The sequence below is a fragment of the Manganibacter manganicus genome (assembly GCF_002075885.1).
Classification (GTDB): Bacteria; Pseudomonadota; Alphaproteobacteria; order Rhizobiales; family Rhizobiaceae; genus Mesorhizobium; species Mesorhizobium manganicum.
In genome coordinates this window covers 109,413-130,075 of the sequence record NZ_MDET01000003.1, presented here as the reverse complement: position 1 = coordinate 130,075, position 20,663 = coordinate 109,413, and the positions used below count along the sequence as shown (strand labels likewise).

15 protein-coding genes are annotated in these 20,663 nt (G+C 61.5%); 4 read left to right on the top strand and 11 right to left on the bottom strand.

Annotated elements, in window-relative coordinates:
• Positions 1-218 precede the first annotated feature (218 nt).
• Both gltB and BFN67_RS03490 read left to right on the top strand, forming a co-directional pair.
• Positions 219-4,949: a glutamate synthase large subunit gene (gene gltB, locus BFN67_RS03495; RefSeq protein ID WP_080918214.1), complete on the top strand. Its 4,731-nt coding sequence runs from the start codon at positions 219-221 to the stop codon at positions 4,947-4,949.
• A gap of 9 nt (positions 4,950-4,958) precedes the next feature.
• Positions 4,959-6,413 carry a glutamate synthase subunit beta gene (locus tag BFN67_RS03490; RefSeq protein ID WP_080918213.1) on the top strand — a complete coding sequence of 485 codons (1,455 nt, stop codon included), beginning with the start codon at positions 4,959-4,961 and terminating at the stop codon, positions 6,411-6,413.
• A gap of 6 nt (positions 6,414-6,419) precedes the next feature.
• Here BFN67_RS03490 and BFN67_RS03485 read toward each other — a convergent pair whose 3' ends face one another.
• Positions 6,420-7,637: an SGNH/GDSL hydrolase family protein gene (locus BFN67_RS03485; protein WP_080918212.1), complete on the bottom strand. Its 1,218-nt coding sequence runs from the start codon at positions 7,635-7,637 to the stop codon at positions 6,420-6,422.
• Positions 7,638-7,670: 33 nt separating this feature from the next.
• The gene (locus BFN67_RS03480) at positions 7,671-8,903 is read right to left on the bottom strand and encodes a lytic murein transglycosylase (protein WP_080918250.1); all 1,233 of its coding nucleotides are present in this window, start codon (positions 8,901-8,903) and stop codon (positions 7,671-7,673) included.
• Positions 8,904-9,154: 251 nt separating this feature from the next.
• Between BFN67_RS03480 and galU the strand changes: the two genes are divergently transcribed.
• Entirely contained in the window at positions 9,155-10,060 is a 906-nt protein-coding gene (gene galU, locus BFN67_RS03475; protein WP_080918249.1) for a UTP--glucose-1-phosphate uridylyltransferase GalU, read from the top strand.
• Between the two features lie 33 nt (positions 10,061-10,093).
• Here galU and BFN67_RS03470 read toward each other — a convergent pair whose 3' ends face one another.
• Positions 10,094-11,854, bottom strand: coding sequence for an outer membrane beta-barrel protein (locus BFN67_RS03470; RefSeq protein ID WP_080918211.1), 1,761 nt, complete (start codon positions 11,852-11,854; stop codon positions 10,094-10,096).
• Between the two features lie 151 nt (positions 11,855-12,005).
• On the opposite strand from BFN67_RS03470, the gene BFN67_RS03465 reads away from it, so the two are divergent.
• Complete coding sequence (locus BFN67_RS03465) at positions 12,006-13,007, top strand: KpsF/GutQ family sugar-phosphate isomerase (protein WP_080918210.1); 1,002 nt, start codon at positions 12,006-12,008, stop codon at positions 13,005-13,007.
• 118 nt (positions 13,008-13,125) lie between these two features.
• On the opposite strand, the gene BFN67_RS03460 is transcribed toward BFN67_RS03465, so the two are convergent.
• The 8 genes from BFN67_RS03460 to BFN67_RS03425 all read right to left on the bottom strand — a co-directional run bounded on the left by BFN67_RS03460 (position 13,126) and on the right by BFN67_RS03425 (position 20,645).
• The gene (locus BFN67_RS03460) at positions 13,126-13,593 is read right to left on the bottom strand and encodes an NfeD family protein (protein WP_080918248.1); all 468 of its coding nucleotides are present in this window, start codon (positions 13,591-13,593) and stop codon (positions 13,126-13,128) included.
• A gap of 24 nt (positions 13,594-13,617) precedes the next feature.
• Positions 13,618-14,565, bottom strand: a complete 948-nt coding sequence (locus tag BFN67_RS03455; protein WP_080918209.1) for an SPFH domain-containing protein — start codon at positions 14,563-14,565, stop codon at positions 13,618-13,620.
• 98 nt (positions 14,566-14,663) lie between these two features.
• The gene (gene hemH / locus BFN67_RS03450) at positions 14,664-15,707 is read right to left on the bottom strand and encodes a ferrochelatase (protein WP_080918208.1); all 1,044 of its coding nucleotides are present in this window, start codon (positions 15,705-15,707) and stop codon (positions 14,664-14,666) included.
• A gap of 189 nt (positions 15,708-15,896) precedes the next feature.
• Entirely contained in the window at positions 15,897-16,274 is a 378-nt protein-coding gene (gene omp10, locus BFN67_RS03445; RefSeq protein ID WP_080918207.1) for an outer membrane lipoprotein Omp10, read from the bottom strand.
• Between the two features lie 85 nt (positions 16,275-16,359).
• Complete coding sequence (locus BFN67_RS03440) at positions 16,360-17,805, bottom strand: homospermidine synthase (protein WP_080918206.1); 1,446 nt, start codon at positions 17,803-17,805, stop codon at positions 16,360-16,362.
• A gap of 101 nt (positions 17,806-17,906) precedes the next feature.
• Positions 17,907-18,851 carry a heme-dependent oxidative N-demethylase family protein gene (locus BFN67_RS03435; RefSeq protein WP_245295144.1) on the bottom strand — a complete coding sequence of 315 codons (945 nt, stop codon included), beginning with the start codon at positions 18,849-18,851 and terminating at the stop codon, positions 17,907-17,909.
• A 52-nt stretch (positions 18,852-18,903) separates the two neighbouring features.
• A complete protein-coding gene (locus tag BFN67_RS03430) occupies positions 18,904-19,566 on the bottom strand; it encodes an aminotransferase class IV family protein (protein ID WP_080918247.1) in 663 nt (220 codons plus the stop codon).
• On the bottom strand, positions 19,515-20,645 hold the full coding sequence (locus BFN67_RS03425) for an aminodeoxychorismate synthase component I (protein WP_139789016.1): 1,131 nt from the start codon (positions 20,643-20,645) through the stop codon (positions 19,515-19,517). Before BFN67_RS03425 ends, BFN67_RS03430 begins: the two co-directional genes overlap by 52 nt.
• Between the last annotated feature and the right edge of the window lie 18 nt (positions 20,646-20,663).

Below are 20,663 nucleotides of genomic sequence, written 5' to 3'. Positions count from 1 at the left end.
CATTGCTGTCTTATTTATTTGCACAAGCTGGGCCCGGATTGGCGTATCATTGACGCTTCTCCGGTTGCTGCCATGAGGAGGACGCAAGTTTGCGCTCGCATGCCGATGGCTATGGCGTGTGCCTGGATGGGGGCCGCAATTTGCCGGATGTGGCGCTGCCGTTCGAAGGCGCAAGCACGGCAGTTGGCCTGACGGATATAGAGTAAAGGATTAAGACCATGACGGACACGACGCTATCTGTGACGACGGATTTCGCTCCGGCCGCGCAGACCAAAGCGACGACCGTCAAGCGCGTGACGCCAACCGGCGGCTCGCTCCCTGAGGCGCAGGGCCTTTATGATCCTCGCAATGAACATGACGCCTGCGGCGTCGGCTTCGTTGCCAATATGAAGGGCGTGAAGTCGCACCAGGTCGTCAAGGACGGGCTGTACATGCTCGAAAACCTGACGCATCGCGGTGCGGTGGGCGCCGATCCGCTGGTGGGTGACGGCGCCGGCGTTCTGGTGCAGATACCAGACCGCTTCTTTCGCGGAGAGATGGCCAGGCAGAATATCGAACTGCCGCCATCCGGCCAGTATGGCGTCGGCCATTGGTTCATGCCGCGGGACGCCGGGTTGCGCGCTCACATCGACGACATTATCCGCGAATCGGCGGCCTCGGAAGGCCTTCCGCTGATCGGCTTCCGCGATGTGCCGGTGGACAATACTTCCTTGTCCAAGGCGCCCGAGATCGTTGAAGCCGAGCCCTTCCATCGCCAGGTGTTTATCGGTCGGCCGGCCGACATTCCCGACGATGAAGAATATGAGGCGCGGCTTTATCTGCTGCGCAAGGTCATTTCCGGACGCATCTATTCCGAGAACAACAACAGGGACGTCGGCGCCTATTGCGTGTCGCTGTCGGCGCGCACCATCGTCTACAAAGGCATGTTCCTGGCCTATCAGGTTGGCGCTTATTACAAGGATCTCGCCGACCCTCGTTTCGAGACGGCGCTCATTCTCGTCCATCAACGCTTTTCAACCAACACCTTCCCGTCCTGGAAGCTGGCGCACCCCTATCGCATGGTCGCCCATAATGGCGAGATCAACACGGTGCGTGGCAATAACAACTGGATGGCTGCGCGGCAGGCGTCGGTCGACAGCGAATTGTTCGGCAACAATATCTCGAAGCTCTGGCCGATCTCCTATGAAGGCCAGTCGGATACCGCCTGCTTCGACAATGCGCTCGAATTCCTGTTCCAGGGCGGTTACAGTCTTGCCCATTCCATGATGATGCTGATCCCCGAGGCATGGGCCGGCAATAAGCTCATGGGTGACGACCGCCGCGCGTTCTACGAATATCACGCTGCGCTGATGGAGCCGTGGGACGGGCCGGCGGCGGTGGTGTTCACCGATGGACGCCAGATCGGCGCGACGCTCGACCGCAACGGGCTTCGCCCCGCCCGCTACATCGTCACCGATGACGACCGCGTCATCATGGCGTCCGAAGCCGGTGTGCTGCCGGTCGCGGAAGAAAAGATCGTTGCCAAGTGGCGCCTGCAGCCGGGCAGGATGCTGCTGATCGATCTGGTCAAGGGCCGCATCATCTCCGACGAGGAGGTGAAGGCCGAAATCGCCGGCAAGCACCCCTACAAGCAATGGCTGGCCAATACGCAGCTCATTTTGGAAGACCTCAATCCGGTCGAGCCGCGCGCGCTGCGCAAGGATGTATCGCTGCTCGATCGCCAGCAGGCTTTCGGCTACACCCAGGAAGACCTGAGACTTCTAATGTCGCCCATGGCCACGACCGGCCAGGAGGCGGTGGGATCGATGGGCACCGATACGCCGATTTCGGCAATGTCGGACAAGGCGAAGCTGCTCTACACTTATTTCAAGCAGAATTTCGCGCAGGTCACCAATCCGCCGATCGATCCGATCCGTGAGGAACTGGTAATGAGCCTGGTGTCCTTCATCGGGCCGCGGCCGAATATCTTCGATCTGGTGGGATCGTCGCGCAAGAAGCGACTGGAGGTGCGTCAGCCGGTCCTTACCAATGCCGATCTGGAGAAAATCCGCTCCATCGGCCATACCGAGGAGCGTTTCGACACCAAGACCATCGACATTACCTATGCGGCCACCGAAGGCGCTGCCGGCATGCCGGCTGCAATCGAGCGGTTGTGCGAGCGCGCTGAAGCCGCGGTCGCCGGCGGCTACAACATCATTATCCTGTCGGATCGCCAGATCGGCCCCGACCGCATCGATATTCCCACGCTGCTGGCCACCGCTGCGGTGCATCACCATCTGATCCGCAAGGGGTTGCGCACTTCGGTCGGTTTGGTCGTGGAGTCAGGCGAACCGCGCGAAATCCATCATTTCTGCTGCCTTGCAGGTTACGGCGCGGAGGCGATCAACCCGTATCTCGCCTTCGATACGCTGGTGGACATGCACAGCCGAGGCGAATTCCCGCCGGAGGTTGACGCGGATGAAGTCGTCACCCGCTACATCAAGTCGATCGGCAAGGGCATGCTCAAGGTCATGTCCAAGATGGGCATTTCGACCTACCAGAGCTATTGCGGCGCCCAGATTTTCGATGCCATCGGGCTGAAGGCGGATTTCGTCGAGAAGTATTTCTCCGGCACCGCGACCCTGATCGAAGGCGTCGGCCTTGAGGAAATTGCCGCCGAGACGGTCAACCGTCATGCGGCCGCCTTCGGCGACGATCCGGTCCTGCGCAACGCGCTCGACGTCGGTGGCGAATATATGTTTCGCATGCGTGGCGAGGCGCATATGTGGTCACCGGACGCGGTGGCGATGCTTCAGCATGCCGTGCGCAAGGGCTCGTGGGAAACGTTCAAGCAATATTCCGCCGAGATCGACAATGAATCCGCGCGGGCACAGACGGTGCGCGGTCTTTTCGAGATCAAGACCGCAGAGCAAGGCGGTCGCAAGAAGGTGCCGCTCGACAGCGTCATGCCGGCGGCCGAAATCGTCAAACGGTTTTCCACCGGGGCGATGTCCTTCGGCTCGATCAGCAGGGAAGCGCACACCACGCTGGCGCGCGCCATGAACGCCATCGGCGGCAAGTCGAATACCGGTGAGGGCGGAGAGGAGCCGGATCGCTACATGCCGCTGCCGGATGGCAGCCGCAATCCTGAAAGATCGGCGATCAAGCAGGTGGCGTCGGGCCGCTTCGGCGTGACGGCCGAATATCTCGTCAATTCCGACATGATGCAGATCAAGGTCGCGCAGGGCGCGAAGCCCGGTGAGGGCGGCCAGCTTCCCGGCCATAAGGTCAACGCCACCATTGCCAAGGTCAGGCACTCGACGCCGGGCGTCGGCCTGATCTCGCCGCCGCCGCACCACGACATCTATTCGATCGAGGATCTGGCGCAGCTCATCTACGACCTGAAAAACGTCAATCCGGCAGGTGACGTGTCGGTCAAGCTGGTGTCTGAAGTTGGGGTCGGTACGGTTGCGGCGGGCGTGGCCAAGGCGCGCGCCGACCACATCACCATTTCCGGTTATGACGGCGGCACCGGCGCCTCGCCGCTGACGTCGCTCAAGCATGCCGGCAGCCCATGGGAAATGGGCCTTGCCGAGACGCACCAGACGCTGGTGCTGAACGGCTTGCGTTCGCGCGTGGCCTTGCAGGTCGATGGCGGCTTGCGCACAGGACGGGATGTCGTCATCGGCGCGTTGCTTGGCGCGGACGAGTTCGGTTTCGCCACCGCGCCGCTGATTGCGGCGGGCTGCATCATGATGCGCAAATGCCACCTGAACACCTGCCCGGTTGGGGTGGCCACTCAGGACCCGGTGCTGCGCAAGCGTTTCAAAGGCACGCCCGAACACGTCATCAACTTCTTCTTCTATGTGGCGGATGAGGTCCGCGAGTTGCTGGCCGAGATGGGGTTCACGCATCTCGACGAGATCATCGGCAACACCGATCTTCTGGAGAAGCGCCAGCTTGTCGAGCACTGGAAGGCGAAAGGGCTCGATTTTTCGAGGATGTTTTTCAGGCCGGACGGACCGGCCGAGGCGACACACTGGACCGAACGCCAGAAGCATCCGATCGACGACGTTCTCGACCGGAAGCTGATCGAGCAGGCAATGCCGGCGCTCGAAGCGCGCCAGAAGGTGGCGATCGAGACGGAAATCCGCAATGTCGATCGGTCGGTCGGCGCCATGCTGTCGGGAGAGGTCGCCAAGCGTTTCAAGCACAAGGGGCTGCGCGAGGATACGATCAGCGTGAAGCTGACAGGCACGGCCGGTCAGTCCTTCGGTGCGTTCCTGGCGCGCGGCATTTCGTTTGAACTGATCGGTGACGGCAACGACTATGTTGGCAAGGGCTTGTCCGGCGGCCGGCTCGTTGTGCGTCCGCATGATGCCTCCCGGATCGTGGCGGAAGAATCCATCATCGTCGGCAATACGGTTCTCTACGGCGCCATCGAGGGCGAAGCCTATTTCAGCGGCGTTGCGGGCGAGCGCTTCGCCGTGCGCAACTCCGGCGCGGTGACGGTTGTCGAGGGCGTTGGCGATCATGGCTGCGAGTATATGACCGGCGGCGTTGTCGTCGTCATCGGCAAGACGGGGCGTAACTTTGCCGCCGGCATGTCGGGCGGCGTGGCGTATGTGCTGGACGAGGAAGGCGATTTCGCCATGCGCTGCAATATGGCGATGGTTGAATTGGAGCCCGTGCCGGAAGAGGACGATCTGATGGAGAAACTGCTCCATCATGGCGGCGATATCGATCATAAGGGCCGCGTTGACGTGTCGGGCGACATGAGCAGCCATGACGAAGAGCGGCTCTATCAGTTGATCTCGAACCATGCGCACTACACCGGCTCGAAGCGGGCCAGGGAAATCCTCGATAACTGGGCAGGCTATCGCCCGAAATTCCGCAAGGTCATGCCGGTCGAATATCGGCGCGCGTTGCAGGAGATGGAACGCCTGCGCATGAATGTAGCGGCGGAATAGGACCGAACGATGGGTAAGGTAACAGGTTTTCTCGAGATCGACCGGCAGGTGCACAAGTATCAGCCGGCATCCGACCGCATTCGGCATTTTCGCGAATTCACCCTGCCGATGTCGGACAAGGAGGTCGAGAAGCAGGCCGCACGCTGCATGGATTGCGGCGTTCCGTACTGTCACGGCCCGACCGGCTGTCCGGTCAACAACCAGATCCCCGACTGGAACGACCTCGCCTATCGCGGCGATTGGGACACGGCGATCGCCAATCTGCACTCAACCAATAATTTCCCTGAATTTACCGGGCGTATCTGCCCCGCGCCTTGCGAGGAAGCCTGCACGCTTAACCTCGAGGATATTCCGGTTGCGATCAAGACGATCGAGCAGGCGCTGGCCGACAAGGCCTATGAGACGGGCTATATCCGGCCCTATCCGGCGCAAACCCATACCGGCAAGCGCGTCGCCATCATCGGGTCCGGCCCTTCCGGCATGGCGGCTGCCCAACAGCTAGGCCGCACCGGACATGAGGTGCATGTCTATGAGCGCGAAAGCCGCCCCGGCGGGCTGATGCGCTACGGTATTCCCGACTTCAAGATCGAGAAGCATTTCATTGACCGCCGTATCGAGCAGATGCAGGGCGAGGGCGTGACCTTCTTCTGCGGCGTCAATATCGGCGCCGACAAGAAGGTGGAAGACTTGCTCGCCGACTATGACGCGGTGCTCTATTGCGGCGGGTCGGAAACGCCGCGCGCAGCCGGCATTCCCGGCGACGGTCTGGACGGCGTGCATGACGCCATGCCTTACCTTGTGCAGCAAAACCGGCGCATTGGCGGTGAGGACATCCAGTCCGCCGCCTGGGCTTCGGAGCCTATCCTTGCCGGCGGCCAGCACGTCGTCGTCGTCGGCGGCGGCGACACCGCGTCTGACTGTGTCGGCACCGCGTTTCGTCAGGGCGCCGTGCGTGTCACCCAACTCGACATCCGTCCGCAGCCGCCGGAAAAGGAAGACAAGCTTGCCGTCTGGCCCTATTGGGCTACCAAGATGCGCACCTCATCCAGCCAGGCCGAAGGCGCGGAACGCGAATTCCAGGTGGCGACTCTGGAGTTCATTGGCGAAGACGGCCAACTTACCGGGGTCAAATGCTGCGAGGTGGACGATAAGCGCAAACCGGTTCCGGGCACCGAGTTCGTCATTCGTGCCGATCTTGCCTTCATCGCCATCGGCTTTGCCGGGCCGTTTGAAGCGGGTGTGAAAAGCGAACTCGGCGAACGGCTGGAGTTTACCGCGGATGCACGCCGTTCCAGAAATGTAACGGCTAACGATCGCGAGTATCGCACCAGCGTTGACAAGCTTTATGCAGCCGGAGACGCGCGACGGGGCCAGTCGCTTGTCGTGTGGGCTATTCGCGAGGGGCGGCAAGCGGCTCACGCCATCGACAAGGCCCTGATGGGCGCGACAGTGTTGCCGCGCTGAGTTTGTTCAGTGGACCGGCGCCGGTACTGTGGGCGGAGTTGTGGTCTCGGCATCGGGGTTCGCAACGGCGGGTTTCTCTGAGATATCGAAATGATCGGCCCGACCGGGCGGGGCCGACGGAACAATTCCGTCCGTAACAAGCCTGTCTGCCGCGGAATCGGATTTGAGAATTGATTGGGGCGCACTGCCGAGCAGGGTGGTGTCTCCGTCCAGTTTCGGATCGTCCAGCAACATAGGTGGCGTACGGCCTGTCGAAGCCGCTGCGCCGGGGACGGGAGAGAGGGAATCGACTGGCGACGCGGGAGCCGCATCCGGGCCGCCGCCTAAACCGAGAAGCTTGAGGAGCGGCTTTTCCGCATAAAAGGCGACCTTGCGTTTGCCTGCTTTCGTCATGTTGATGCCATCGTCGCCGCGCAAGCGCGCCGACTGGCCATTGACGTCAGGGCCATTGAAGACGAAGGCGCCATTCTCATCAACGAAGCCGTCCCATATGTCCACGAACTCGCCGCCAACCGCTTCGGCGGCCGAACGATAGAGGTCGTTGAAGGCCAGCATATCGGCAGTCATCGTGCCGGGCTTGAACGATGGCATGCCGATCCAAAGAAGCGGAACCTTGCTGTCGTGGACGATCTTGCCGAATGAAGCGATGCGAACCTTGTAGGCCGTTGTCCAGGCATCGGAACGCGGTGATTCCCGCGTGCCATCCACGCTCAGCGACTGCCGATCGTTGGAGCCGATCATGACCGCGACGACGGCCGGCTTTTCCTGCTGGATAAGCGGCCCGATCTCCTTCGGCCAATCGTAGAAGTCATCACGGACGAAGCCTGAGGACCCTTTGGTGCGATCCACGATCCTGACAGACGGGTTGTCGGCAAAGATGTCTTGCAGGCCCTCTGCCAAGCCGCCCGCCATGAAGTCACCGACCACAAGCACCGTGCGGGCGTCGGGCGCCTTTTCCACTGCGGGCGTCTCGGGCTCGGCGGTTTCGGCCGGCGCGAAGCGGCGCGGCTTGCGCACCTTCGGGCGCGGCGGGAACGCATCGGCCGGGGGGCGAACTCGCTCCTCGCGCCGCGGAAAGAACAGATCGCGTAATGACCAATGACGCCGCTCCTGCGCCTGGGCGGGCGCTTGCACGGCAAGAACGGCAACCAGCGCCATTGCCGCCGCCAACAACAGGGCCGGTGCTTGCGGCATGATCTTCAGGATACGCGCCGACCAGTGCATTGCCGTTTCCTACACGGGCGACCAGGCTCAGTCTTATCTTGCCGTCTGCCGCAGCGATTCGAGCACTTCCATGCTTGGATGGCCGTCTTGCGGCAGCCCGGCTTTCGCCTGGAACGATACGATCGCGGCCTTGGAAGCCTGGCCGATCTTGCCGTCGAACTTGCCGTCATAATAGCCGCGCGCGGAAAGCCGCTGCTGCAATTCCTGTTTTTGTTCGAAGGACAGCTTGGTGAACGGCCTGTTCCAATCGTTCACCAGTCCGCCATAGCCGGCAATCGCGTCGGCGAGAAGACCGACGGCAATGGCGTATTTGTCGGCGTTGTTGTAACGCTTGATAACAAAGAAATTCTTCGTCATCAGGAAAGCGGGACCCTTGCGGCCGTCCGGAACCTTGAGTTCCGCGTTCATCGAACGATCGGGATACGGCTTGTCGCGTGCGCGCACGACGCCGATCGATTCCCATTTGGCCAAAGACATCGACCCCGCGGGGAATTTCCGGCCCGCTGGAAGCGTCACCTCGTAACCCCAGGTTTCGCCGGTGCGCCAACCATTCTTCTGCAGCAGATTGGCGGCCGTTGCCAAGGCGTCGGGCACCGAATTCCAGATGTCGCGGCGGCCATTGCCATCCATGTCGACGGCATAGGCCTGGTAGCTGGTGGGGATGAACTGCGTGTGGCCCATGGCGCCGGCCCACGAGCCGGAAAGATGGCTTTCGTCGATATCGCCGCGTTGCAGGATTTTCAGCGCCGCGATCAACTGGGTGCGCGCGAATTTGGAGCGGCGTTTGTCGGCATAGCCCAACGTGGCCAGCGAGCGTACGACATTGCGCATCACATCGTCGCGTTTGAGGATCTCGCCGTAATTGGATTCCATCGACCAGATGGCGAGCAGCACATAGCGATCCACGCCGAAACGCCGTTCGATCCGGTCCAGCCAGGGTTTCCATTTGCGCGCCATCTCGCGGCCGACGGCAATCGAATGCTCCTGCACGCGATTGTCGAAATAATCCCAGGCGGGCGCCGTGAATTCGGGCTGATACCTGGCTTTTTCCAGAACGACAGGATCGATGTCGGTGATATTGCGGAAGGCCGCGTCGTACACCCGCCCTGAAACGCCGTGGCTGACGGCAGTGGCACGGAAACTTTTGACCCAGTGGCGGAAGCCGGCATCGGCAAAGGCTGTGCCAGCCGGCATCAGCAGCGCCATGGACAGACCTGCAACCGTCGCCATGCGAGCCAGACGTTTTGCGGCGGTGCGAGCGGGCATCTTTCCCTCCTTGATCATGACAGAACAAGTATCATCACCGAACTGGGTTAGGATTTAGTTTACCATAGACCGCGCCGGGAACGAAAATCGGTATTTCATTTCAAGTCGCCGTGAGGGCCGCAGATGGAGGCTGCGAGCGGGCTTTGCCGACGTTTTCAGGATTCCTCAATTCGGGCATGACAATGGCGTGAAAAAGTCGGATCGTGTGGGGGAGGGTTCCCGCGGATTATGTAAAAATGGATAAGGCAGGCATGAAAAAAGTTCGAAAGGCTGTTTTTCCCGTTGCGGGGCTGGGCACTCGTTTCCTTCCGGCGACCAAGGCCATTCCGAAGGAAATGCTGACGGTGGTCGACCGCCCGGTCATCCAGTATGTGGTGGACGAGGCACGCGAAGCGGGAATCGAGCATTTCATCTTCGTCACCGGACGCAACAAGGGCGTCATTGAGGATCATTTCGATATCCAGTTCGAACTGAATCATACGCTGGCGCGTCGTGGCAAGGACGAGCAACTGGCGAAACTGGACCAGTTGCAGCCGAAGGCCGGACAAACAAGCTTCACACGCCAGCAAGAGCCGCTTGGCCTTGGCCACGCGGTATGGTGCGCCCGCGAACTGGTTGGGGACGAGCCTTTCGCCCTGCTTTTGCCCGACATGATCACGTTGCCGCAGCATGGTTGCATGAAGGACATGGTGTCGCTCTACGAACGGACCGGCGGCAGTATCATCGCCGTCGAGGAATGCGATCCGTCCGAAACGCATAAATACGGCATTGTCGGCAAAGGCGCCGATGTCCATAGCGGTTTTGCGATTACCGGCATGGTGGAAAAGCCCAAGCCCGGCACGGCGCCGTCCAATCTCTACATCAATGGACGCTATATTCTGCAGCCCGAAATATTCGCTATCCTCGAAGGTCAGGAACGCGGCGCCGGCAACGAGATCCAACTCACCGACGCCATGCTCAAGCTTGAGAAGCAGCGCCCATTCTATGGCTATCACTATCATGGCCGCACGTTCGACTGCGGCTCGCCGGAGGGCTTCGTCGAAGCCAATGTCGCTTTCGCGCTCAGCCGCAACACGATGAACGCGAGCATGGCGAGCATGATCCGCACCCTGCTCGATGAATTGAAGCCCGTCGCGTCCTCCGTGGCCGCCCAATAAGAGCCGCCGCGTGCCCAATTTTCGGCCCTATGCTCAGCGTTGCAGGATCAGGCCGAGATAGACGCTGTTAGTGTGGCTGTCACGACCCGGCAGGTTCGATGTCACGGATTCGTGGCGTAGGCGGGTGCGAATGCCGGCATAGCGGTTCATCCACCAGGTCAGGCCGGCTTCGGCGCTCCAGATGAGATCGTGGCCATTTGTGCCGCTGTAGTCGCGCCAGTCCAGACCGAGTGCCGCTTCGGCCGTCAGATTGGCACGAATTTGCCGTTCGGCAGTCAGGCGGCTCGAATAAAGCACCGAGCCGCTTTCGCCTGCGGTGGTCGTATCTTCGAGCGTGGTCGTTCCACGCAATCCGACGACCGTGCCGCGCTCGGGCGACCATTTCAGTTCCGCGGCCAGCGTCGGAGCGGAAATCGATCCCAGCCGGTCGTCATCGAAAGTTTCCCTGATCCAGCCGGCCGAAAACTCGCCGCCGAGTTTCTCGCCGAAATCGAGTTTCAGGCCGGTGCGCAAACCAATTCGATTGGAGGAGCGTTCGAAGCCGCTCTGGTCGATACGCTGGTTGTACGCCCGGTGACCGAGTTCAGCCTCGACAAAGGGCATCAGCGCCGGAGAGATTTCATAACCGCCGCGTAGAGTTGCGGTGTAAAGCGTGGAGTCGCGATCCTTCTGCGAGATCGTTCCACCGGATGACAGGTCGGCGTCGCCATAACTGTCATGCTCGGCGGCGCCGGTGAGGCCGAACCTCAATTTGCCGAGGTGCTTTTCAATGCCGAGGCTGCCGTCAAACGTCTGACGTTGCGGTTGGGAGAGTGTGCCCTGAATGACCACCGGAGAAGAAGCGGATTCCGGCGCCGTTTCATAACCGAGTTTGCCGATGGCACGCCATTCATTGCCGAGATCGAGATCGAGTTGCCCCTCGATGCGGCCGGTCGCGTCGTGCAGTTCCTCGCCTGAAAGCGATTTGCGGAAGGTGCCGTAACCGTTGACCATCGCGGAATGGCGCGTCCAGTCGGATGCCGCATTCAAACGTAGTGTCGTTTCGGAAAGTGTCGCCGACTGGCCATCCGGGGCGGAGTCGGCGTTCGACGTGGCGGTAATGCCCTGCTCGATCGCCGGCCGCAGTACGAAGGAGCCGAGCCGGATGCCAACGGGCGCGAAGGGGTCGTCCTCCGGCTTCGCGTCGTGCCCTTCGATGGCCTCCACGCGTTCGGCGCCCCGGTCCAGCGGCTCACGTTCCTGTGCGTTCGCGGTCAGGGCGCGCGGATTGAGGGCGGTGGTTTCCGTGTCCTTATCCAGTCGTGCGACGCCGTCCGCGTGGCTGTCGATGCTGGTAGGCTTTGACTTCTTTTGTTCGGGTTGATCGATGCCCTGCCGATCCTGCCCCATGATTTTTTCCCGGCTGCCGGACTTGCTGCGCCGGTTCGTAACTGCCGGGGCACCGGCAGCATTGCCGGATCTTTCGTCGAAAATGGAGCCGGAGATTGAACCCGTCGAATCGTCGTCGGCGAATGGGTCGGGGCTTGCGGGTTGATAAGGTGCGGAGGACAAGCCGGTCGGGCCGCTGTTGCCGGCATCTGCGGCGGCCAATGCCGCTTGCGCCTCTGCGAGCCGCCGTGTCTTTGCCTGCTGGTCGTTCTGGATCGCCGATTCAGAGACTTCGCCGCGCAATTCGAGATCTTGCGCCATCGCCGGGACGACTGTTGTCAACGCGCAAAGACTGCCGGCCAGCAAAAGCGCAGAGATCGCTTCGCTGCGGCGGTAGCGCCTTGTTTCGGGCCGGGAACGCGGCATTGTCACCCCAAGAGGCGCACGCGCGCCATGCTTACCGAACCGTAAACCGTGATGGTTAATGGAGCGTTGAAGCGGAATGCGCCACACCGCCTTGACGCGGGTTTTCCGAATGGGTTGGACAAAGCGGCGGCGACGCGCTAACGCGTCGTGCATGCGGGCTCAGATATTGAACAAGATACCGGCCGATCACCAGGCTTCGATTGCCTCTGCGATGCGTACGCTGGAGACGGAGCGGGCAGGTGTGGAGGCATTGGCGGCGGCGCTCGAAGGCGGCCTGGCCGAGCCTTTCGCACGCGCGGTCGAATTTCTGTCCACGACCAGCGGTCGGGTCATCGTCACTGGTGTCGGCAAGAGCGGCCATATCGGCGCCAAGGTCGCGGCGACTCTGGCATCCACCGGCACGCCGGCCTTCTTCGTGCATCCAGCCGAAGCCAATCACGGCGATTTGGGCATGATCGCCGGCGACGACGCTATTATCGCACTGTCATGGTCGGGCGAGACGCAGGAATTGAAGGGCATCATCGCCTATTCCCGGCGTTTCTCCATTCCGCTTATCGCCATCACGGCAGGCGAAACCTCCGCGCTGGCGCGCGAGGCGGATGTGGTGCTGCTTCTGCCGCGCGCGGCGGAGGCCTGTCCACACGGTCTGGCTCCGACGACCTCGACCTTGCTGCAACTGGTGATGGGCGATGCGCTGGCGATCGCGCTGCTGGAGGCGAGGGGCTTCACGCCGGATCATTTCCGCACCTTCCACCCCGGCGGCCAGCTTGGCGCAAATCTCACGCGGATTTCCGAGATCATGCGTGTCGGCGACCAGATTCCGCTGGTGCGGCTTGGCACGGGAATGCCGGAAGCGGTGATGACGCTGTCGCAAAAGAAGGTCGGCTGCGTATGCGTGGTGGACGATGAGGGCCGATTGGCCGGGATCGTCACCGATGGCGATCTGGCCCGCAATCTCAACCGCAATCTTGCCGACACGACAGTGGACGAGATCATGACGCGCGCGCCCAAGACCATCGAGCCGACAATGTTCGCCGGGGCTGCGATCGCGCTCATCAACAAGCATAATATCAGTGCGTTGGTGGTGACTGAGGCCGGCAAGCCGATCGGCGTGGTGCATTTCCACGATCTGCTGCGCATCGGCGCGGCCTGAACATTTAGAGCACCGGACCGAAAAGTGGTTACCGGTTCTCGGATTATTCCGATGCTCCATCAAAGTGTTAAGGCGAATTTTCAGACGCAAGACCGCGCCACATTTTTGCTGGAATGCTCTACTCGATCTTTTCGACGATCAGTTCCAGGTCGGTATCGCTGGCGCCCGTTACGCGTACGCGCGTGCCGGCCGCGAGATCAGGGCCGGAAACACGCCATAGCGTATCGCCAAGCTGGACATGGCCGCGGCCCTCGCGGATGGGTTCGCTCAGCGTTGCCGAGCGGCCGATCATCTGCTGGCCGCGGCGATTGAGCAATGGCTGGTCGGTATCGCCTTCGCGCGACCTGACGATCTGTTTGCCGACATAGGCCGAGACCAGCGAGATTATCAGGAAAATGACGATCTGGACCTGCCAGGTCCAGAAGCCTGCGCCCCAGAATTGCAAGGATGCGGCTCCGACCAGCAGTGCGGCAATGCCGATCCACAGCAGGAAAATGCCGGGAACGAGAATTTCCAGGCCCAGCAGCACGAGCCCGAGAACAATCCAGTTCCATGGCCCAAGCGCCAGCAGGATTTGCTCGAGCATGATGTCCATTCCCGCGCATCAGCTTTAATCCGACCGCACGGCTGGCGGGCGTGAGGAAGAATGCCGCGGCCGTTCGCCGGGGGCGTCGGCCCCAAAGACCTCCTTGGCGATCTCGCCGATGCCGCCGAGCGTTCCGATCAGCGATGAAGCCTCCAGCGGCATCAGCACGATCTTGGAATTGCCGGCCGAACCAATGCGGGTGAGGGCATCGGTGTATTTCTGCGCGACGAAATAGTTGAGTGCCTGCACATCGCCCTTGGAAATGGCTTCGGAGACGACCTGCGTTGCGCGGGCCTCCGCCTCGGCCGATCGTTCGCGCGCTTCCGCGTCGCGGAACGCGGCTTCCCGGCGGCCTTCGGCTTCCAATATCTGCGATTGCTTCAGGCCTTCCGCCTTGAGGATCTGGGCGCGCTTGTCGCGTTCGGCCATCATCTGGCGGGCCATGGAATCGACCAGATTGGCCGGCGGGTTGATGTCCTTGATTTCGACGCGCGTAACCTTGATGCCCCATGGATGCGCCGCCTCATCGACGACGCGCAGCAGCCTTTCGTTGATGGCGTCGCGGTTGGACAGCAATTCATCCAGCACCATCGAGCCCATGACGGTGCGGATGTTGGTCATGGTCAGGTTGAGGATGGCGTTTTGCAGGCCGGCGACCTGATAAGCCGCCTGAGGCGCGGACAGAACCTGATAGAAGGCGACGCCATCGACCGCGACGATGGCATTGTCACGGGTGATGATCTCCTGCGTCGGTACATCGAGAACCTGTTCCATCATGTTCATCTTCGCGCCGACGCGATCGACGAACGGAACGATCAGGTTAAGCCCCGGCGACAGCGTCCTAGTGTAGCGGCCGAAGCGTTCAACCGTATAATTGTAACCTTGCGGCACGGTCTTGATGCCGGTGAACAGCACCAGGAGGACAAGCACGATCAGGATCGGAATGACGAGATCGAAACCGGTGAAACCCATGGACATACCCCGCTATACGGCTGGACTTGCGCCCGGCGTGTGCATCAACCACTTAAGGACGTTTCGTCCGCGTTACAATCGGGCGCAGGCAGGCGCCGTCAGGCCCAGCCGGATAATTCGCGGCGAACCAGTTGTTCGATCACGGCCATGCCGTCCGGGCCATCGTTCAGGCAGGGAATGTGGGTGAAGTTCTTGCCGCCGGCATGGCGGAATATATCGGCAGCCTCGCCAGCGATCTCCTCCAACGTCTCCAGACAATCGACGACGAAACCCGGATTGAAGGCGGCAACGGATTTCACGCCGTCACGCGCCAGTTTTTCCACGGTCTTGTCGGTATAGGGTTGCAGCCATTGCTCCGGCCCGAAGCGTGACTGGTAGGTCATGATGAGTTTCTTGTCGTCCCAGCCAAGGCGCTCGCGCAAAAGGCGCGTCGTTTCCTCGCAATGGCTGGGGTAGGGGTCGCCGCGTTTCACATAGCTTTGCGGGATGCCATGATAGGACGCGATCACCACTTCGGGCTCGAAATCGAGAGCGGCCAGATGGGTCTCGATGGAATGGGCGAGCGCGTCGATATAGACGGGCTCATTGTAATAGGGCGGTACGATGCGCACGGACGGCATCAGCCGCAGCTTTGATAGAGACTCGAAGAACTTGTCGTTGACCGTCGCCGTGGTCGTGGCCGAATATTGCGGATAGAGCGGAAACATGACGATGCGCTCGCAACCGGCGGCCAGCATGTTTTCGAGCACGCTCTCGATGGACGGCGTGCCATAGCGCATCGCCCAATCCACATGAATGCCCGAGTCCGCCAGCGTAGCCGCCAGTTTCTCGCCCTGCGCGCGGGTGAATGTACGCAGCGGCGATTCATTCTGCTCGGTGTTCCATATCTTGTCATAAAGAGCACCGGATTTCTTCGGCCGGGTGTTGAGCACGATGCCGTACAGGATCGGATACCAGATCGCGCGCGGCCATTCGATGACCCGGCGGTCGGATAGAAATTCCGCGAGATAGCGGCGCATGGAGCGTGCGTCCGTGCCTTCCGGCGTGCCGAGATTGACCAGCATGACGCCAGTCTTCGTGGAATTGCCACGCGGTGACGCACCGGCTTCGGCAATTGTCGTGACAGGACTGGACAGGGTCATGAAAACGCTCCGAGGACAGGCGCGAAACTAGCGATATGGCGCGCCATTTCAATGTCGCGTCTGGCCGCACCTGTGTGGAACGCTAAAGGGCGGCGGCCATCCTTCCACCGCCGATTGTGTCACGCAAGCAGAATCGAAGAGGGCATGAGGCGGCGACAAGGCGCCGCCCGCAAACCATGAGTGAAGAAATCATCCGCGTCGGGTCAGCACGAAATTCTGCCCGCTGGAGCTGGTGCAGTTAAGTTGACTGGTCGATACCATCAGGCAGTTGAAGGCGACTGGCGCCTGGCGGATCAGCGAGGTGCCGCTGATTTCCACCGAGGTTGCGCCGGTCATCCGGTAGCTGCCGTCGGAAAGTTTCTGTCCCGTATCGGTCGCAACCGTCTGGAACCTGCCGCCCTGGAAGGTCGAGAGGCCGGTGCCTTGCGCGTCGATCCACGAGCCTTCGACGCCGCGAGGCGTTCCAGGCAGACCCGGCCCGCCAGGGCCACCCGTCGTGCAGGCGGCAAGCGCCGCAGCGGCGGCGGTCATCAGCCCGGCGGAAAGAATATTGCGCACAGTCATCATGAGAAAGTCCTTTACTCGGTCCGCTATCAATCCATCCCCCGATTTCCCGGCGATTGCAATGGGGCGGGATGTGATCGGTCTCACGTTATCGTACCAATATGTTGCGGAACTGCCACGGATCGTTCGCGTCGATGTCCTCGGGGAAAAGGCCCGGCCGGCCGTCCAGCGGTGTCCAATCGGTGTAATAACCCTCCATGGGGCCGAGATAGGGCGACTGCACCTCAAGGCAACGCTGGTAGTCCATTTCGTCGGCTTCGACGATGCCGGCCAGCGGGTTTTCCAATGCCCAGACCATGCCGGCCAGCACGGCCGAACTCACTTGCAGGCCGGTCGCGTTCTGGTTGGGCGCCAGTTTGCGCGCTTCCGCCAGCGACAGTTGCGAACCGTACCAATAGGCGTTTTTGGCATGGCCGTAGAGCAGCACGCCGAGTTCATCGAGGCCGTCGACAAGTTCGTCCTCATCCAGCACATGCTGGACAGATTGCGCCTTGCCCGCGGCGCCGAACATTTCGTGCAACGACAGTACGGCGTCGTTGCACGGGTGATAGGCATAATGGCAGGTCGGGCGATATTCGGCCTGTCCGTCCTTGCCGCGCACGGTGAAGAAATCGGCGATGGAAATGGATTCATTGTGCGTCACCAGGAAACCATATTGCGGCCCTGGCGTCGGCGTCCATGAGCGCACGCGCGTATTGGCGCCAGGCTGGTCGAGATAGATCGCCGCCTTGCAGCCGGTTTCAAAGCTGCGTGCATTGTCGGGCGTCCAGTTTTCATGCGTGCCCCAGCCAAGCTCAGCCGGCTGCAGGCCCTCGGCAATGAAGCCTTCGACCGACCAGGTATTCCAGAACGTGTCCAGCGGCTTGGGTTTCGCCGCGCGCTGGGTGTCTCGTTCGGCAATGTGGATACCCTTGACGCCGGCCTTCTGCATCAGCTTCGCCCAGCCGTCGCGGTCTCGCGGTCCAGGCGTGGTGAATTCCATGCCGAGATCGTTCGCCAGATTGACCAGCGCCTGCTTGACGAACCACGACACCATGCCGGGATTGGCTCCGCAGGTGGATACGGCGGTGCTGCCGCCCGGATTGCCGCGCTTCTCGGCCAACAGGCTTTCGCGCAACGCGTAATTGGTGCGCGAGGCATTATCGGCATCGGTGTCGAAATAGAAGCCGAGCCAGGGCTCGATCACAGTATCGACGTAAAGAACGCCGAGTTCACGGCACAGTCGCATCAGATCGACCGAGCCGGTATCGACCGACAGATTGATGCAGAAGCCCTGGCCTTCGCCCTTTTGCAGCAGGGGGGTCAGAAGTTCCCTGTAATTGGCTTTGGTCACCGCCTGCTGGACGAATGCGACGCCGCTTTCATCGAGAAACCGGCGGTTGTGATCGCTGGGATCGATGACGACCATGCGCGAGCGGTCGAATTTGAAATGACGCTCGACCAGAGGGAGTGCGCCCCGGCCGATGGAACCGAAACCGAGCATGACGATCGGACCGGTGATCTCGCCGTAAACGGGCCAGTTTTCCTGTGCCATTCTGCAGAACCTCTGAAAAATCGGCTCGCCGTTGTGGCTGACCAATAATGAGGCGCTAAACCACAGATCGGAATGGCCTGCCAGCAAAAAGGCGAAATTGGCTACGCCTGTACGGCTGCTTGCCTGAGAAACGCGACCAGCGCATCGCGGTCGGCGGTCAGGCCCTTATAGTCGAGTTGGGCCTCGTCCAATGCCTCGAGTTGGGTGGCGAAGGAGGCGGCGATCCGCGCCCGCTCGGGATGTTTCTCCAGGGTCCGCAGCGGATCGAGGTGAATGCGGATGGTGAACAGGATATCCTGCGACGTGGGAAGTTTCCTCAATGTCTGGCGTTCGACGCGGATGAACGCATGGGCGTTGATGTCGCCATCCGGATAATTGGAAGGTCGCTCAGTGGCGCGGATATCGCGTTGGCTGTTCGAAAGCGGCAGGTAAAGCGCATCGCCCGCCTGCATCGACCAGTTGTAACGCTGCACCGGCTGCTCCACCTGAAGCTTGTCGAACATGCGTTCGATCAGGATGTCGGGCCGCGTGCCGGGGCCGAAGCCGGGGATCGGAATATGAATTTCCTGCAAGGGGCGGCCGAATTTTTCGGTGAGCGACCAGGACGAAGGAAAGCAGAGCGCGCCGGCGTCAAGGCGCCAGCCATCGTTATGGCGCCGCATCAGGATCAAATCTTCCTGAACCAGCATCGAGGCCTTGGCCAGTGGTGCATCGGGGAGAGCGATATTGTCGTCGTCGAAGCCGATCACTGCAACGCGGTCGCCTTTGCGGCGGTGCGTCCGGGGACAGGTCTCCGCCAGATGCGACTCGATCAGGCCGAGCACTTCGCGCTGTGCATCGCGCGTCTCGTTTTTCTCGACGAAGATGTCGGTGGGAATTTCGGAGTAAAGCCGCTGCTTTTCGGCCAGATGCGGCAGGAGATTTTCATCCACCTCGATCCAGTCTTTGAGATCGAGAGGGCTCAGGCCGATGGTGAAAGGCTTGGACGAGCCGTCATAGGGCGTGTGGATGGGCGTTTGTCCCGGCATGGTAAACTGTCGTCTCATTTGTTTGGCCAAGGCGATATCGCAGCGCCGTCTCGGCTGCAATCTCTGCCGCTTAGACCAGCCGTGCTAAAATCAGGCCGCGCAGCGAATTGCCGACATAAAGCGCCCTGGCTGTGTTCAGCCGATCGAGAGTGAGGATTTCCTCGCGTGCTTTGCCTTGCCGAAGCAGTTCGGCGCGCAGAATACCTGGTAGAAGTCCGCAATCGAGCGGCGGAGTGGCAAGCAGGCCATCGCCGAAATCGGCGAACAGATTGGTGAAACTGCCCTCGCAAATCTCGCCCCGCTCATTGGCAAGCAACACCTCGTCGGCTGCATCCGGCGGGTATTCGGCGCGCGCCTGCGCAAAGATCTCGCGCCTGCTTGTCTTGTGGCACAGAAGCGGATTGGCCGAATCCAGTCGCGCCCTGGCCGGTTTCAAGCGCCAGACCGTGCCTGCGGGGAGCGGCTGGAAAGGCTGAGCCGAGCATTGCGCGGCGCCGTCGCGTGCCAGCGTCAACCGGACGCGCTGCGGCTCGTTAGAGCCGACGATGGCGTCATGCAATGCCGTGCCAATCCGATCCGGGTCGTGGCTGAAGCCGAGCGCGCCGGCCGAGGCAGCCAGCCGTGCCAGGTGAAGATCGCCGCGTAGGAATCCCGTATCGGGCTGCCAGCGCAGTGTCTCGATCAACTCGAAGCCGGGGACGTTCCCGTTGCGAAGCGCGCCTTCAGCAGACACTCCTGATACTCCTCACTGGCGGTAGAATCGAAGACGATGCCGCCGCCGACATTGTAGACCGCTTCCCCATCGCGAAAGAGCGAGATGGTGCGGATGGCCACCGAAAAGCGCATGCGCTTGTCCGGAGCGATCCAGCCGATGGCGCCGCAATAGACGTCGCGCGGCTTACCTTCCAGTTCGCGCAGGATTTCCATGGCGCGGATTTTCGGCGCACCGGTGATCGAGCCGCAAGGGAAAAGGGCGGCAAGGATGCGGCGGATCGAGAGGTCGGGCAGGAGCTTTGCCCTCACCCGGCTGACCATCTGATGCACGGTCGGATAGCTTTCGATGCGGAAAAGCTCCGGTACGTCGAGCGTGCCCACCTCGCTGATCAGCGATATGTCGTTGCGCAAGAGATCGACGATCATGCGGTTCTCCGCCTGGTTCTTCTCGTCGTTGCGCAGGAATTCCTTCAGCCGCTCGTCTTCTTGTGGGGTCGCGCCGCGCGGCGCGGTGCCCTTCATCGGATGCGTTTCGATCCAGCCTTGCCTGTCCACCTCAAAGAAGAGTTCCGGCGAGCGCGACAGGACGACGGGTCCGCCGAGATCGACCAGCGCACCATAGCGCACCGGCTGGCGCTCCGTCAGCGCGTCGAACGCGGCGAGCGGTTGGCCCGACCAGTGCGCATGGACCGGAAACGTCAGATTGCCCTGATAGCAGTCGCCCTCGCGCAGATGCCGGTGCAGGCGTGCGAAGCGCCGTTCATAATCCTGGAACGACCAAGTTGCGCGTGCGTCGAAGATCGGGCCGTTGGTGGCGGGACGGCCCGCCGAGGCGATTGCGCGCAGCACGGGTTTGTCGAAGACGCCGAGGCAGACGAGCGGCGCGCGCCGGCCTTCCGGCAGGCGTGGCTTGAGCTTGTCCTCCAGCAGATAGCCGGCCTCGTAGGAGAAATAGCCTGCCAGCCATTTGCCGGTGTCATGGGCGGCCTGCGCGGCGGCCAATGCCGGCTCGAAACTTTCCGCGCTGTCGGCAACGATTATCTCCGCCGGCCGCTCGAACAGAGCTTCGCTGCCGGCGAGGTCGTCGCGCAGGAGAATGAAGGGGGCGTCAGGCGC

What these genes read in the sequence shown, in the direction of transcription:
- BFN67_RS03435 (WP_245295144.1), bottom strand. Translation starts at nt 18,851, where the DNA reads ATGAGACGACAGTTTACCATGCCGGGACAAACGCCCATCCACACGCCC.
- BFN67_RS03480 (WP_080918250.1), bottom strand. Translation starts at nt 8,903, where the DNA reads ATGCCCGCTCGCACCGCCGCAAAACGTCTGGCTCGCATGGCGACGGTT.
- BFN67_RS03490 (WP_080918213.1), top strand. Translation starts at nt 4,959, where the DNA reads ATGGGTAAGGTAACAGGTTTTCTCGAGATCGACCGGCAGGTGCACAAG.
- omp10 (WP_080918207.1), bottom strand. Translation starts at nt 16,274, where the DNA reads ATGATGACTGTGCGCAATATTCTTTCCGCCGGGCTGATGACCGCCGCC.
- BFN67_RS03465 (WP_080918210.1), top strand. Translation starts at nt 12,006, where the DNA reads ATGCGGGCTCAGATATTGAACAAGATACCGGCCGATCACCAGGCTTCG.
- galU (WP_080918249.1), top strand. Translation starts at nt 9,155, where the DNA reads ATGAAAAAAGTTCGAAAGGCTGTTTTTCCCGTTGCGGGGCTGGGCACT.
- BFN67_RS03455 (WP_080918209.1), bottom strand. Translation starts at nt 14,565, where the DNA reads ATGGGTTTCACCGGTTTCGATCTCGTCATTCCGATCCTGATCGTGCTT.
- BFN67_RS03440 (WP_080918206.1), bottom strand. Translation starts at nt 17,805, where the DNA reads ATGGCACAGGAAAACTGGCCCGTTTACGGCGAGATCACCGGTCCGATC.
- BFN67_RS03470 (WP_080918211.1), bottom strand. Translation starts at nt 11,854, where the DNA reads ATGCCGCGTTCCCGGCCCGAAACAAGGCGCTACCGCCGCAGCGAAGCG.
- BFN67_RS03485 (WP_080918212.1), bottom strand. Translation starts at nt 7,637, where the DNA reads ATGCACTGGTCGGCGCGTATCCTGAAGATCATGCCGCAAGCACCGGCC.
- gltB (WP_080918214.1), top strand. Translation starts at nt 219, where the DNA reads ATGACGGACACGACGCTATCTGTGACGACGGATTTCGCTCCGGCCGCG.
- hemH (WP_080918208.1), bottom strand. Translation starts at nt 15,707, where the DNA reads ATGACCCTGTCCAGTCCTGTCACGACAATTGCCGAAGCCGGTGCGTCA.
- BFN67_RS03460 (WP_080918248.1), bottom strand. Translation starts at nt 13,593, where the DNA reads ATGCTCGAGCAAATCCTGCTGGCGCTTGGGCCATGGAACTGGATTGTT.